This window comes from Roseateles sp. GW821-FHT09H11 (assembly GCF_059415845.1).
In genome coordinates this window covers 231,347-245,927 of record NZ_JBWKOA010000005.1, presented here as the reverse complement: position 1 = coordinate 245,927, position 14,581 = coordinate 231,347, and the positions used below count along the sequence as shown (strand labels likewise).

8 protein-coding genes are annotated in these 14,581 nt (G+C 68.9%); 7 read left to right on the top strand and 1 reads right to left on the bottom strand.

The features are described from left to right. The first annotated feature begins 14 nt into the window (after positions 1-14). From AC07PR_RS18085 to AC07PR_RS18060, 6 genes are all read left to right on the top strand, one after another. A complete protein-coding gene (locus tag AC07PR_RS18085; protein ID WP_495136108.1) occupies positions 15-6,824 on the top strand; it encodes a hybrid sensor histidine kinase/response regulator in 6,810 nt (2,269 codons plus the stop codon). A 62-nt stretch (positions 6,825-6,886) separates the two neighbouring features. After that, complete coding sequence (locus tag AC07PR_RS18080) at positions 6,887-7,945, top strand: GGDEF domain-containing protein (RefSeq protein WP_377160256.1); 1,059 nt, start codon at positions 6,887-6,889, stop codon at positions 7,943-7,945. A gap of 4 nt (positions 7,946-7,949) precedes the next feature. Continuing rightward, on the top strand, positions 7,950-8,999 hold the full coding sequence (locus AC07PR_RS18075) for an alpha/beta hydrolase family protein (protein WP_495136107.1): 1,050 nt from the start codon (positions 7,950-7,952) through the stop codon (positions 8,997-8,999). A gap of 341 nt (positions 9,000-9,340) precedes the next feature. Further along, the gene (locus AC07PR_RS18070) at positions 9,341-10,786 is read left to right on the top strand and encodes a CHASE3 domain-containing protein (protein ID WP_495136106.1); all 1,446 of its coding nucleotides are present in this window, start codon (positions 9,341-9,343) and stop codon (positions 10,784-10,786) included. Next, positions 10,767-11,405 carry a response regulator gene (locus AC07PR_RS18065; protein WP_377160262.1) on the top strand — a complete coding sequence of 213 codons (639 nt, stop codon included), beginning with the start codon at positions 10,767-10,769 and terminating at the stop codon, positions 11,403-11,405. Before AC07PR_RS18070 ends, AC07PR_RS18065 begins: the two co-directional genes overlap by 20 nt. Positions 11,406-11,473: 68 nt before the next feature. Beyond that, entirely contained in the window at positions 11,474-12,445 is a 972-nt protein-coding gene (locus AC07PR_RS18060; RefSeq protein ID WP_495136270.1) for a response regulator, read from the top strand. Between the two features lie 45 nt (positions 12,446-12,490). Here AC07PR_RS18060 and AC07PR_RS18055 read toward each other — a convergent pair whose 3' ends face one another. Next, positions 12,491-13,957 (bottom strand): cryptochrome/photolyase family protein, encoded by a 1,467-nt coding sequence (locus AC07PR_RS18055; RefSeq protein ID WP_495136105.1) that lies wholly within the window; start codon positions 13,955-13,957, stop codon positions 12,491-12,493. Between the two features lie 35 nt (positions 13,958-13,992). On the opposite strand from AC07PR_RS18055, the gene AC07PR_RS18050 reads away from it, so the two are divergent. Then, entirely contained in the window at positions 13,993-14,571 is a 579-nt protein-coding gene (locus AC07PR_RS18050; protein ID WP_377160266.1) for a YqgE/AlgH family protein, read from the top strand. The last annotated feature ends 10 nt before the right edge of the window (positions 14,572-14,581 follow it).

Here is a 14,581-nt window from a genome sequence, read left to right as displayed (position 1 = left end):
GAACAAGAGCGAGCATGGACCTTACGCGCGAATCCGAGTTCCCCGCCGACCTGAGCCCCTTGGCCTGGGTCCAGGAGGAGCTGCGCCGCACGCTGGAATCGGTGCACAAGGCCCTTCGCCGCGTGCTGCGCGATGCCGATGCGCGGTCGACGACGCTGGGCGGCGACGGCCAGCCCAGTCCCGCCCTGCAAGGCGCGGCCCAGCAGATGCACCAGGCCGCCGGCGTGCTGGCGGTCGTCAGCCTGCCCGCCGCGGCGCATCTGCTTCGAGCCGCCGAGGCGACGCTGTTCCGTCTGGCCGAAAACCCGGCCGCCGTGAGCATCGCCGAGGTCGAGGCGGTCGAGCGCGCGGACTTCGCGGTGCTCGCCTTCATTGCCAAGACACTGGCTGGCGGACAGCCGAGCTCGCTCGCGCTGTTCCCCGCCTACCAGACGCTGCAGGAGCTCAACGGCGCCGGTCGGATCCACCCGGCCGACCTGTGGACCGAGGAATTCCGCTGGCGCGAACTGCCGCTGGACCGTGGCGTGCGCGCGCTGACGTCCGAGCAGATGCGCACCCCGTTCGAGGCGCTGCTGCTCAAGCAGATGCGCGCGCCGGCGCCGGGACAAGGGCAGCTGCTGAGCGATCTGTGCGCCGGTCTGGCGCTGACGCAGACCCAGGCCAACGCGCGGACGCTGTGGATGCTGGCCGCGGGCCAGTTCGAAGCTCAATCGCGCGGCCTGCTGCCGGTGGACACGCTGGTCAAGCGGCTCGGTTCGCGCCTGCTCGCGCAACTGCGCGCCGGCAGCGACGCGGCGCCTTCCGAGCGCCTGGCCAAGGACCTGCTGTTCTTTGCCGCCGCCGCCAAGCATGCGCAGCCCGGCTCCGCGCCGCGCCTGAGCGCGGTGCAGCAGGCCTATGGCCTGGTCGAGGCCGACACCGTCGACTACCGTGACGACGCGCTGGGCCGCATCGATCCGAACTGGGTCGCTGCCGCGAAGCGTCGCGTGGTCGCGGCGAAGGAATCCTGGGCCTCTGCCGCCGAAGGCGAGACCCACCGGCTGGGTGGCCTGGACGAGCAGTTCGCCAACGTCGCCGAGTCGCTGCAGAAGTTGTTCCCGAGTGGTGAAGTGCTGGGCGACACGCTGCGCCGCGCCGTCGTCACGACCCTGCGTTCGGGCCGCGCGCCCGAGCCGGCGCTGGCGATGGAGATCGCCACGTCGATGCTTTATCTGGAGGCCGCGCTCGAGGACGAAGCCTTCGACCAGCCTGAACAGGGCGAGCGCGTGAAGAGCCTGGCCCGCCGCATCGAGTCGGTGGGTCACGGCGAGGCCCCGCTGGCGCTCGAGAGCTGGATGGAGGAGCTCTATCGCCGCGTCGCCGACCGGCAGACGCTGGGCTCCGTCGTCCATGAACTGCGCGCGAGCCTGTCCGAGGTCGAGCGCCAGTGCGATGAGTATTTCCGCGACCCCAGCAAGCGCGACCTGCTGATCCCGGTGCCGGGACAGCTGCAGGCGATGCGGGGCGTGTTCAGCGTGCTGGGCCTGTCGCAGGCCGCGCAAGCCACGCTGAAGATGCGCGACCAGGTCGATGAACTGGCCAACACCGAGGTCGATCCGACGCTGTCGGGGCCGCGCGCGCAATTCGACCGGCTCGCCCACAACCTGGGCGCGTTGGGTTTCCTGATCGACATGCTGAGCGTGCAGCCGCAACTGGCCAAGCGCATGTTCCGCTTCGAAGAAGACACCGGACTGCTGCAGTCGCTGGTGGGCCGCGAAAGCGAACTGCAGGCGGACGGGGAGGAACTGGCCGCTGCGGAAGCTGCGGCACAGCCCCAGCTGATCGATCAGTTGCAGGCCACGGCGCAAGCGGTTGCGCAGGGCGATCGCTCGACTGAGGATCTGGCCCGCGATCTGGAGCGGATCTCTCACGAAGCCCGCGCCGCCGACGACCTCGGCATGGCGCAGGCGGCTCAGCAGGCGCAGCAGCAGCTGTTGTCGGCCGGCGGCGACGCCGCAGGCAGCCATGCGGCCGAGTCGTTGCAGCAGTTCATCGAGGCCGCCGCCCCCGCGGCCCCGCCGGCGCAGGCGCCGAGCGCGCCGATCCCGCAGGCCGAGGAAGCCATCGACGAGGAGATGCTGGGCATCTTCCTGGAGGAGGCGGCCGAGGTCGTGACGACAGCTCGCGAGGCGATGACTGCGCTCGCCCGCAACGGCAGCGACAAGGAACAGCTGACGACCGCGCGTCGCGCCTTCCACACGCTGAAGGGCAGCTCGCGCATGGTCGGGCTGAACGAGTTCGGCGAAGCAGGCTGGGCCTGCGAGCAGCTGTACAACCAGCGCCTGTCGGAGCATCCGCAGGCCGATTCGGACCTGCTGCGCTTCAGCAACGAAGCGCTGGACGCCTTCCAGGCCTGGGCCGCCGCGATCGCCGAAGGGCGTCCGCACGGTTTCCACAGCGCGCCATTCCGCGCTTCCGCCGACGCGCTGCGCCTGGAAAACCGCTACGTGCCGCTGCAGGTGTCGGCCGAGCCGGTCGCCCCCGCAGCCGCGCCGGTCGCCGCCCTGCCTGACGCCATCGAGGTGGTGGAAGTGGTCGAGGTCGGCTCGGTCCCTGACGTGATCGAGGTCGCCGAGGTGGCTGAAGTCGTCGAGGTTCCCACCGTCGACGAAGTCCATGACATCGATCTGTCCGGTCTGCCGGAGCTGTCGCTCGCCGACGAGGTCGCGGCGCCTGCGCAGCCGGCCACGTCCGAACCTGCATCCGACGAACGGGCCGCGCTGGACCTGCTCGCCAGCCTGGACGCGGAACCGGTTCCGACGGGCTCGGTCCTGCCGTCGCTGGATCTGCCGGCATTGGATCTTCCCGGCCTGGACGTGCCGGCGCTGCCGGTGGCCGACCTGGGCATCGTCACCGCCGTCGAGCCCGCAACGCCTCACGCCGATTTCTCCCTGGACTTCCCGGGCGAGCTGCCCGAATTGACCCGGGCGGTGCCGGAACTGCGTTCCTCGATCGACCTGGACGCGCTGTCCGCGGCCGACCTGCCCGCGCTCGACACGACGATGTCGCTGCCGACCGTGGCTGACGTGATCGAGCCGTCGTCGCTGCCGACACCGTCGACAGCCGAGTCGCCACTTGCCGTCGAGCCGCCGGTCTTCCACGACGAGCCGACTCAGGCCCTGGAGCCGACGCTGACGTCCGTCGAAGAAACGGATGTGACGATGGACCTGCCGGCAGGCTGGCCGGAAGATGCGGCGATGGTCGAGATCGAGGCCACGACACCGATGCCGCTGGACGAGCTGCCGGTCGCGTCCGTGGTCGACGAGCCTGCGTTGGACCTGCTGGATCTGTCCGACCTGAATACCGAACCGGTGACCGCGATCGATGCGGCGTCTGCGCCGGATCTGTCGCTGACGCTGGACCTGGGGCAGGAGCTGGTCGACACGCCGCCGGAAGGCCTGTCGCCGCGTACCTTGTCCGATCTGGACCTGCCGGACCTCGACCTGGACACGCCGCCCGTGCCCGCGACGCACGCGCCGGCGCTGAGCCTGGTGGGCGGAACGGCGGTCACTCCGCCGGCCGCCGAGGCACCGATCGAGACGCTCGACGAGGATGTCGACGCCGAGGACAGCGACGAAGGTGTCAAGGTCATCGGCCCGCTGCGCATCAGCATCGCGCTGTTCAACATCTTCCTGAACGAAGCCGACGAGCGTTCGCGCCGTCTGCAGGTGGAATTGACCGAGTGGTCGCTGCTCCCGCAGTCCCCGCTGCCGCAGGACGCGGAAGCGCTGGCACACGGCCTGGCCGGCAGCGCGGCGACGGTCGGCTTCGACGACCTGTCGACGCTTGCCCGCTGCCTGGAACATGCCCTGGGCCGCGCCCAGGGTCATGAGGTCGGCGACCCGACGCTCTTCCAACGCGCCTCGGACGAGATCCGCCGCCTGCTGCATCAGTTCGCCGCCGGATTCCTGAAGGAAGCCGATCCGGCGCTGCTGGTCGAACTGCAGGCCTTCGAGCCGGGCTCGGTGCTGCCCGACGGTCATGCCGACAGCGACGAGGGCCTGCTGGCCATGTCGCTGGAGGAAGTGTCCACCGCCTCGCTGCCGGCCAGCCTGCTGAGCGTTCCGGTGACGCCGGTCGTTCCGGACGAGCCTGAATTCCCCACCTCGCAGGCCGCGTTCCATCGGGCCGCCGAGGCGACCGACGACGATTTCGACTTCAACCAGCCCGACCAGATCGAGCCGGAACTGATGCCGATCTTCGAGGAGGAAGCCGAAGACCTGCTGGGTGAGTTGCACGGCGCGTTGCGCGAGTGGGCGGCCCAGCCGGCGGACACCAGTCGTGCGGCGGCCTGCATGCGTGTGCTGCACACCTTCAAGGGCGGCGCCCGCTTGTCCGGCGCGATGCGTCTCGGCGAGGAAGCGCACCGCTTGGAATCGCAGATCGAGCACCTCCTGGCCGACGGCGAACCCCGCTTCGAGCAATTGCTCGCGTTGCAGGACGCCGGCGACAGCCTGGAACATACCTTCAAGACGCTCCAGCGGACCTGGCGCAATCCGACGCCGGTGGTGCCCGCACCGATGGCGCCGGCCGCGCCGATCGCCGAGCTTCCCGCGTCCGTCCAGGCCGTGGAGACCGTCGAATCGCCCGCCGAGGGTTCGGATGCGATCCCGGCCCCAGTCGGTGACGTGATTGCCGAACCGGAGATCCCGGCCGCGGAGATTGCGGAGTTGGTCGAACCGACTGTGCCGGTTGAAGAACCTGCGGCCGCACCGGGGATCGAACCCATCGCCGAACCCATTGCCGAACCCCTCGTCGAGCCTGTTGCCGCGATCGCTGAGCCGGTCGCCGAGGTGCCGACGGTCGAAGAGGCGCCGGTTCCCGCACCCGTCGTGGCGGCACCCTTGGCCGACATCGAGATCGACTGGGCTCACTTCAGCGAGGTCGCTGATCTTGGCCAGCCGCTGGAAAGCGCGCCGGTCGCTCCGGCCGCGCAAGTGCGCGTCCGTGGCGCGCTGCTGGAACGCATGGCCGCGCTCTCCGGCGAAGTGTCCATCCGTCGTGCCCGTCTGGAATCCGAGCTGGGCCAGATGCGCACGTCGTTGTCCGACCTGGACGACAACCTGGAGCGCCTGCGCACGCAGTTGCGTGAGCTGGAGTTGCAGGCCGAGGCCCGCATCGCCGCTCGACAGGAAGCCGCGCAGGCCACCGGCAAGGACTTCGACCCGCTGGAGTTCGATCGCTACACCCGCTTCCAGGAACTGACCCGGATGCTGGCCGAGTCCGTCAACGACGTGGCGACGGTCCAGCGCGGCCTGCAGCGCAACGTCGCGGCGGGCGAAGACGAACTGGCCGGACAGTCCCGTTTGACGCGCGAGCTGCAGGACGACCTGCTGCGCACGCGCATGGTGGAGTTCGACAGCAGTCTGGGCGAGCGTCTGCATCGTGTCGTCCGGCAGGCTTCCCGCGAAAGCGGCAAGCAGGCGCAACTCGAGATTCGCGGCGGCGGCGTCGAACTGGACCGCGCCGTGCTGGAGCGTCTGACGGGCGCCTTCGAGCATCTGCTGCGCAACAGCGTGGTGCACGGCATCGAGACGCCGGACGTCCGCCAGCAGGCCGGCAAGGCCCCGGTGGGCCGCATCGTGCTGAACCTGCATCAGGAAGGCAACGAGATCCAGGTTCGCTTCAGCGATGACGGCGCCGGCCTGAATCTGGCGCGGATCCGCGCCCGCGGCGAGAGCCAGGGCCTGATCCAGCCGGGCCAGGACGTCAGCGATTCGCAGTTGATGGACCTCATCTACGAGCCGGGCTTCTCCACCGCCGATGCGCTGACCGAAATGGCTGGGCGCGGCGTCGGCATGGACGTGGTCCGCTCCGAAGTGAACACGCTGGGCGGCTACGTGCTGACGCAGTCGACCGCGGGGCAGGGCGCGAGCTTCGAGCTGCGCGTGCCGCTGACGACGGCGCTGACGCAGGTCGTCGTGCTGCGTTACGGCGATCGCAAGGTCGCGGTGCCGGCGGCGCTGATGCTGTCGGTGCAGCGTCTGCCGGTCGAGACGGTGGAGCAGGCTTACGTCGACGGCTCGCTGATGGCGGCCGGCGAGCGCATGCCCTTCTATTGGCTCGGCGGCCTGATGCGCCACAGCGACCGCGGCTTCGCCCATGGCAAGACGCTGCCCGTGGCACTGGTGCACAGCGCGCAGCAGCGTCTGGCGCTGCACTGCGACGAAGTCCTGGGCAACCAGGAAGTCGTGATCAAGAACCTGGGCCCGCAGCTGATGCAGGTGCCGGGTCTGGCGGGCATCAGCCTGCTGGCGTCGGGCGACGTGGCGCTGATCTACAACCCGGTGGCGCTGGCCAACCGCTACGGCCACGCTGCGCAGCAGCGCGTGCACGACGCCGAAGCGGCGGCGCGCCAGGTCGTGGTCGAGGAAGCCAAGGTCCAGCTCGCACCGCTGGTGATGGTGGTCGACGACTCGCTGACCGTCCGCCGCGTCACGCAGCGCCTGCTGGAGCGCGAGGGCTACCGCGTGCTCCTGGCCAAGGACGGCCTGGATGCGATGGAGCGCCTGGGCGGTGACGAGTTGCCCACGGTCGTGCTGTCGGACATCGAGATGCCCCGCATGGACGGCTTCGATCTGGTCCGCAACCTGCGTGCCGACGCGCGTCTGGCGGGACTGCCCGTGATCATGATCACGTCGCGGATCGCTCAGAAACACCGCGAGTATGCACAACGGCTCGGAGTCAACGATTACCTGGGCAAGCCCTATGACGAAGAGCACCTGTTGGGCCTGATCGCCCGATACACTTCGCATCTGTCCGCCGGCCAGCCGGCGAGGGCGTAGCGTCCGGCCTCCCGGACATCGGAAAGCCGGCGCCAGGATCCTCCCTCCACGCTGCAAACACCATGTCCGGGGTAGTCGACCATCTTGCCGAACTGACGGGCTTCCGTGACCGCGATGTCATGGACGTCACGCTCGTCACCGCCCTGCGGGATCTGCTCAACGGCCCGGTGGCCGCGGTGGCGATCTACCGCTGCGTCGGCGAGCCCGGCCAGCAACGCTGGCTGACCCGAGCACGGCTGCGCTCGGGCGACTCGGTCGCAACGGCCGACTCGCTGTGGGTCGATCCCGAATCATTGCCCAGACTGGCCGAGCACGCGCGTCGCCTCGAATGCCTGACGCAGCGCAGCGTGCTGCAGCAGCGCGAGGGCGACGAGTGGGTGACGCTGTTCCCGCTCGCCACCGAGCGCGAGGTCGTCGGCGTGCTGGAACTGCACACCGCGCGCCGCCTCAAGGCCGAGGCGCAGCGCATGGTCTCCAGCGTGCTGCGGATCTATCACAACTTCCAGGGGCTGCTGGACTACAGCGAGCGCGATACCCTGACCGGCCTGCTCAACCGCAAGACCTTCGATGAGAGCTTCCTGAAGGCCGTCTCGGAACTGCCGATGCGCGCGCTGGGCGAGGCCGCCGCGCAGGATGAGACGGGCGAGGATCGCCGGCATGCCGCCGTGCATCCGCGCTACTGGCTGGGCGTCATCGACATCGACCTGTTCAAGTCGATCAATGATCGTTTCGGCCATCTGATCGGCGATGAGGTCCTGCTGTTGCTGTCGCGGCTGATGCGCAGCAGCTTCCGTTTCAACGACCTGCTCTACCGCTTCGGCGGCGAGGAGTTCGTCGTGCTGATGCGATGCGAGGACGAGCCCGACGCGGCCCATGCCTTCGAGCGATTCCGCAACAACACCGCGCAGTACGCGTTCCCGCAGGTCGGCCGCATCACGGTCAGCATCGGCTTCACGCAGATCCGCGGCGGCGATTCGCCGGCTGCGGCTTTCGAGCGCGCCGACAAGGCCGTCTATCACGCCAAGGGCGCGGGACGGAACCAGGTGCAAAGCCACGCCACGCTGGTCGCGCAAGGCGCGATGTCCGAGGCGAAGCACCTGAGCGACGTCGAACTCTTCTGACATCGTGACCAGGACGTGGCGCTGGACTGCGCTCGCCGCCTCGGCGGTCGCAGCGTTCACGGCGCTGCTCATCGGCTGCGCCTCTCCCTCGCCTGCGAGCGGGCCTGACCTGCCGGCGCAGCCCGGGGCGCAACTGGCCGACGACGGCAGCCACCACTGGCAGGACTTCGACTGGACCGATCCCGCTCGCCATCGCGCGGTCCCCGTGCGCGTCTATTGGCCCAGCGGCGCCGCCCCGGCCGGTGGCTGGCCGGTGGTGGTGTTCTCGCATGGCATGGGCGGCTCGCGCCGAGGCTACAGCTATCTTGGCAGCTACTGGGCCGCCCACGGCGTGGTCGCGATGCACGTCCAGCACATCGGCAGCGATCGCCGGCTGTGGACGGGCGGCTTCGGCTGGTCCAACTCGCTGAATCTGGTCCTGCGGCTGCAGCATGCGGCCCAGCCGGAAGAAGCTGTCGACCGCACGCAGGACGTGCGCTTCGCGCTGGACCAACTGCTCGCCGGGCCGTTGGGTCCTCAGCTCGACCCGGCACGGCTCGCGATCGCCGGGCATTCCTACGGCGCCAACACCAGCCTTCTGCTTGCCGGCGCCAAGGTGTCGGCGTCCACGGGGATGCTGGGGGGCGCCGCGTCGATGCCCGCCCTGGCCGATCCGCGCTTCAAGGCGGCGATCCTGATCTCCGCGCCACCGTTCTACGGTGAAGGCGACCCCGTGCCCATCCTGGGCGGCATCGCCATCCCCACGCTGCACATCAGCGCCACCGACGACGAGATCACCATCCCTGGCTACTACAGCGGCCCGGCGGACCGTGTGGCGCTGTTCGACGCGACCGGCGGTCCGCACAAGGCGCTGGCGATGTTCAGCGGCGGCTCGCACAGTATCTTCACCGACCGGATGAACACCGGTGGCTTCGACCTCAATCCCAAGGTCAAGGCGGCCACGCGTGAACTGAGCCTGGCCTATCTCCGTCTGGTCCTGGACGGTGAGGACGCGCCGCTGCGTGACTGGCAACGGCGCCACGGCGCGTTGCTCGCACGCTGGCAAGCCCCTTGATCCGAGCCTGAACAGGACGTGCGACCGGGTCAAGTCCTGACCCCGCGATCGAGTACGTCGTGTATTGAGCGCGGACTCCGGCGGGTCGACGTGGCTTCCGCGGAACGCGGCACGTGAGCAGGGACTTGCTTTTCCGGCGCTACCCCTCTAGCGTTAGGCCCATGTGAACGGTCTCCGCAGAGAGACGCGACACCGGCCCCGGATGCGAGGGGCCGTAGAGAGGCGCGACGACATGTCGCGAGCCACAGAAGCACTGGGGTGGATGTCGGCGCGGATGTCATCGCTGTGATGCCGTCGTCCACAGGGTTGTACCAACACGGGCGCGCAAGCCCGGACCTTTGATGCGCATGCTGACCTTTCCGGTGGCTGCGGGCCTGTTGCTGGCCGGCTGCGTTGCTTTCGTGGCCACCGCCTACGGCGAGTACCGCAGTCTTGGCGAATTGACGCGTCAGGAGAACGTGCGCGCCCACGCGTTGCGCACACAGCAGCTCATTTCCGACCTCAATGCGCTGCTGATCGATCTCGAGACCGGCACACGCGGTTTCCTGATCACCGGCGACGCCGCGTTTCTGCAGCCGTACGAGCACGCCCAACGCGACCTCGATGCCCACTATGCCGAGCTCAAGACCGCGCTCGCGCGTTCGGGCGACCGCCAGGAAGCGGCGTTCGTGCGCCTGGACCGCTTCATCGCCGAGCGCCGCCAGCAGGTCGAACGCCAGGTCGAGAGCCGCTGGAAAGAGGGCGAATCGGTGCTGAAGGACCGTCAGGCCTACGTGGCGGGGAAGCAGCTGATGGACGAGATCCGCGGCGAACTCGGCCGCTTGAAGTCCGTGCAGCAACAGCGGATCGACGGGATCGAATCGGCTGTCGCGATCCAGACGAAGGAGACGACGCTGCTGGCGCAGGTGCTGCCCTTGGCCGGCGGCGTGATGGTGGCTGCGGCGATGGCGGCGCTGTGGATGGAACGCGAGCGGCGTGACCAGGCCGAGCGCGCCTTGCGCGACAGTCACGCGCAACTGGAAGGCGCCGTGGTCGAACGCACCCGCGAATTGACCGAGGCGCTCGGCCAGATCCAGAGCTTTGCGGCGGAGCTGGATCGCAGCGTGGAGGCGGAGCGGCGCCGTCTGGCGCGAGAGGTTCACGATCAGCTGGGCCAGCTCGGCACGGCGGCCAAGATGCTGGCGCTGTCCCTGGCGCGCAAGATCGCGCCGGCCAAGGAACCGATGCATGAGGAGATGCTGACCATCGCCGACGAAGTCATCGGCGCGGCGCGGCGCATCGCCAACACGCTGCGTCCGCCGCTGCTGGACGACTTCGGCTTCGCCGCGGCCGTGCAGCACTACGTGCAGGGGCTGCAGCGGCAGAGCGATCTCATCGTCGATGTCGACCTCGCGTCCGACGAGGCGCTGACGCCCGAGCAGCACAACCAGCTGTTCCGCCTGCTCCAGGAGGCCGCGACCAATGTGCTGCGGCATGCGCAGGCGCAGCAATTGACGATCGAGTCGCGCCTCGAGGACGGCGAGTACCGATTGAGGATCGAGGACGACGGGGTGGGCCCCGGCCATGTGCGGGTGGACGCGTCAGGTTTACGGAACATGCGGGAACGCGCCGTGCTCGCAGGCGGGGACATGATGTTCGGGCCGGCGCCCCAGCGCGGCACGCGGATCGACGTCCGGGTGCCGCTGGACGCCGGCGCAGACGATGCGGGGGGCGCGGACGGCATCACCGGTGGTGCCGTCGCGAGGCGGGAGAACGAGGAGGGTTGGGATGAGATTTCTGATCGTTGACGACCATCCGATCATGCGACTCGGGGTCAAGCAGTTGATCCAGGGTTACTGGCCGCAGGCGGTGATCGACGAAGCGTCGACCATCGCCGAGGGGCTGCAACTCGGCCAGGCGAACAAGCCCGACGCGCTGGTGCTGGACCTGTCGTTGCCCGACGCGAGCGGGACCGAGGGTGCCAGCCGCATGCTGCGCGCGATCAAGGGCGTGCCCGTGCTGGTGCTGAGCCTCAATGCGGAGTCCGCCTACGCGGCGCGGCTGCTGCAGATGGGCGTCTCCGGCTACCTCCCGAAGGACAAGGCGACCGACGAGCTCGTCGTCGCCTTGCAGCGCCTGCTGCAAGGCGGGCGCTATGTCACGGCGGCGATGGCGGATCACCTGCTGGGGCTGCTGAGCGGCGCGACGCCAGGGCAACTGCCGCATGAGCAGTTGTCGGCGCAGGAGCACCGCGTGATGCTGCTGATCGCCGCCGGCAAGACGCCGGCCGAGATCGCCGACACCATGCACCTGTCGGCCAAGACGGTCGGCACCTACCGTGCGCGCATCCTCGAAAAGACGGGCTGGCGCAACAACACCGAGCTGACGAAGTACTGCGTCCAGCACGGTCTCACGGACATCCAGTGATCGGGCGCAAGACGTAGGTGATTGCCCGACAAACCCTGCGGAGGCAACCCGACACCAGCTTGGGCGCGGTGCTGCTGCTGCGGTCGCAAGGGCGCGCGCAAGATGCCGGGCAGGCGGTGACAACCAGTCGCCGCGTCGATCCGGAGCACCCCTTCATGGATATCTTTCTCGTCGAGGACTCGTCGGCCATCCGCCGGCTCCTGGCACGCCGGCTTGAAGACTTGCCCGGCGCGCGCGTCGTGGGCGAGGCGGACTCCGCGCCGCAGGCGATCGCGCTGATCGACTGGCTGCAACCGGACACGGTGCTGCTGGACATGACCCTGCTGGTGGGAACCGGGATCGACGTGCTGCGCAGGCTGCGCGGCAAGGGCTATCGCGGGCGCATCCTGATGCTCACGCATCACGCGATGGACGCCTACCGAGACATGTGCATGAAGGCCGGCGCCGATGGTTTCTACGACAAGGGGAGCGGGCTGGAGACGCTCTTCGGTGATCTCGATGAACTGCTGCAGAGCGAGCTGGTGGTCGGGCGGCAGCAGCGGCCGTCGCCGTTGCTGCGCGATGCCGCGACCGGCCTGCTCGGACAGGTCGCCTTGCTCGAGCGGCTCGACCAGGTGTTGCGCATGGTCCATGCCGAGGCCGGTAAGGTGGCCGTCTCGGTGGTCGTGCTGAAGGGGCTGGAGGCGCTGCTGCGCAGCCAGGGCGTGTCGGCGGCGGCACCGGTGCTGGTCGAGATTGGCCGGAGGATGTCGGGCTGCGCCGGCCCGGCCGACCTTCTGGCGCGGCATGCCAACGAACAGTTCGCGCTGGTCGTCTCCCGCTGCGGATCGGCGCAGGAGGCGGAAGCGTTGACAGACCGCATCCGCGAATCGCTGGCCGACCCCTTCGATCTGGGCGGCCATGAGGTCAGGCTGGACAGCCATGTCGGCCTCGCCGTCTATCCGCGCGATGCGGTCTCCGCACGCGGACTGCTCATCCTGGCGGAGGCCCGCGCCCACGGCACGCGGCTGCCCGAAAGCGGCAGCGCCGTGGTGCACTGACGGGACACCGATGCCCTCAGCATGACGCTCACATGCCCGTGACGTTCATTCCCCGGAGAACCCCCGGTCCTTGACCACGGCATAGCGCGCCATCGTCGCCATCCGTGCCGTCTCATGCCGCACGACCGGCTCCGGATAGTCGCGCCCGAGCACGACGCCGCAGGCCGCGAGTTCTGCCGGCTTCGCCAGCCACGGTGCGTGGATCAGCTTGGCCGGCAGCTTCGCGAGTTGCGGCAGGTAGCGCTTGATGAACTTGCCGTCGGGGTCGAACTTCTCGCTCTGGTTGACCGGATTGAAGATGCGGAAGTAGGGCTGCGCATCGCAGCCGCTGGATGAGGCCCATTGCCAGCCGCCGTTGTTGGCGGCGAGGTCGAAGTCGATCAGCTTTTCGGCGAAGTAGGCCTCGCCGCGGCGCCAGTCGATGCCGAGGTCCTTGATGAGGAAGCTGGCCGTGACCATGCGCAGCCGGTTGTGCATGTAGCCGGTCTCGTTGATCTGGTGCATCGCCGCGTCGACCAGCGGATAGCCGGTGCGGCCCTGGCACCAGGCCTCGAAGTCGGCATCCGCATCGGGGCCGCCGGCCCAGGCGATGCGGTCGTATTCAGGGCGGAACGCACCCCCCACGACATGCGGATGGTGATGCAGGACCTGGTGGTAGAAGTCCCGCCAGATCAGTTCGGACAGCCAGGTCTGCGCGCCCGCGCTGACGTTCTTGCCGGCCTGCGGCGCATGGCCGCGCTGCCAGGCTTCGCGTGCCAGGCGGCGGATCGAGATCGTCCCGAAACGCAGATGCGTGCTGAGATAGCTGGGACCCTTCGCGGCGGGAAAGTCGCGTGTCTCGGTGTAGCGGTCGATGCGTTCAAGGAACTCTTCGAACAGGCGCTGCGCGCCCGCGCTGCCGCCGGTCAACGCCGCGGGGAGACCGGCTGGCTCGAATCCGATGTCGCCCAGCGACGGCACGCCGCGCTGGGGCGCCTCCGCCAGATGGGACGCATAGCGCTCGACCGGATAGCTGCTCAGGAAGAACGGATTGATCTCCCGCAGCCACGCGTTCTTGTAGGGCGTGAAGACGCCGTAAGGCTTGCGTGAGCCCGTCAGGATCTCCGAGCGCTCGAAGACGACGTGGTCCTTGCAGCTCTCCACCTGCACGCCCCGTGCGAGCAGCGTGTCGCCGACATCGGCATCGCGGCGCAGCGCGTCCGGCTCGTCGTCGTGGTTGAAATAGAGCGCGCCGATGTCCAGCGCCGCCGCCAGGGCCGGGATCTGCTCCCTCGCGCTGCCGTGCCGCACGATCAGTCCGGCGCCGGGCGCCAGCGCCGCCAGATCCGCATCCAGCACGCGCAGGGCGTCGACGATGAACTCCACGCGGCGGTCCGCGCGCGGCAGCGCGTCCAGGATGTCCGTGTCCAGCACGAAGGCGCAGAACACGCGCGGGTGGCGCTTGAGGGCGTGGAACAGGGCGGCATGATCGTCCGCGCGCAAATCGCGCCGGAACCAGACAAGGGCGTTCATGGAGAGGGAGTGTCGGTGAAATAGAATCCGTCCCTATGTCCAAGGAACGCATCGACCTGACCAACCAGTTCCTGATCGCCATGCCCGGCATGGTGGACGAGACCTTTGCCGGCTCCGTCATCTACCTGTGCGAGCACAACGAGAAGGGCGCGCTGGGCCTGGTCATCAACAAGCCGATCTCGCTGACCCTGGGCAACCTGTTCGAGAAGGTCGAGCTGGAGCTGTCCGATGTGGACATGGCCGCGCGGCCGGTGTTCTTCGGCGGCCCGGTCCAGACGGAGCGCGGCTTCGTGCTGCATGAGGCGCTGGACGAGCAGGGCAACCACTACAGCGCGACGCTGGCCGTGCCCGGCGGGCTGGAGATGACCACCAGCCGTGACGTGCTCGAAGCCCTGTCCAACGGCGCCGGTCCCAAGCGCGTGCTGGTCACGCTGGGCTACAGCGGCTGGGCCGCCGGTCAGCTCGAGGAGGAACTGGGCCGCAACGGCTGGATCACCGTCGACGCCACGCCCGAGATCATCTTCGACACGCCGATCGAGGAGCGCTACGACAAGGCGCTCGCGCTGCTCGGCATCGACCCGCGCATGCTCAGCCAGGAGGCCGGGCACGCATGAACCCCGGAAG

Coding starts and splice junctions, on each gene's coding strand:
- AC07PR_RS18085 (WP_495136108.1), top strand. CDS start 15: ATGGACCTTACGCGCGAATCCGAGTTCCCCGCCGACCTGAGCCCCTTG.
- AC07PR_RS18080 (WP_377160256.1), top strand. CDS start 6,887: ATGTCCGGGGTAGTCGACCATCTTGCCGAACTGACGGGCTTCCGTGAC.
- AC07PR_RS18070 (WP_495136106.1), top strand. CDS start 9,341: ATGCGCATGCTGACCTTTCCGGTGGCTGCGGGCCTGTTGCTGGCCGGC.
- AC07PR_RS18065 (WP_377160262.1), top strand. CDS start 10,767: ATGAGATTTCTGATCGTTGACGACCATCCGATCATGCGACTCGGGGTC.
- AC07PR_RS18055 (WP_495136105.1), bottom strand. CDS start 13,957: ATGAACGCCCTTGTCTGGTTCCGGCGCGATTTGCGCGCGGACGATCAT.
- AC07PR_RS18050 (WP_377160266.1), top strand. CDS start 13,993: ATGTCCAAGGAACGCATCGACCTGACCAACCAGTTCCTGATCGCCATG.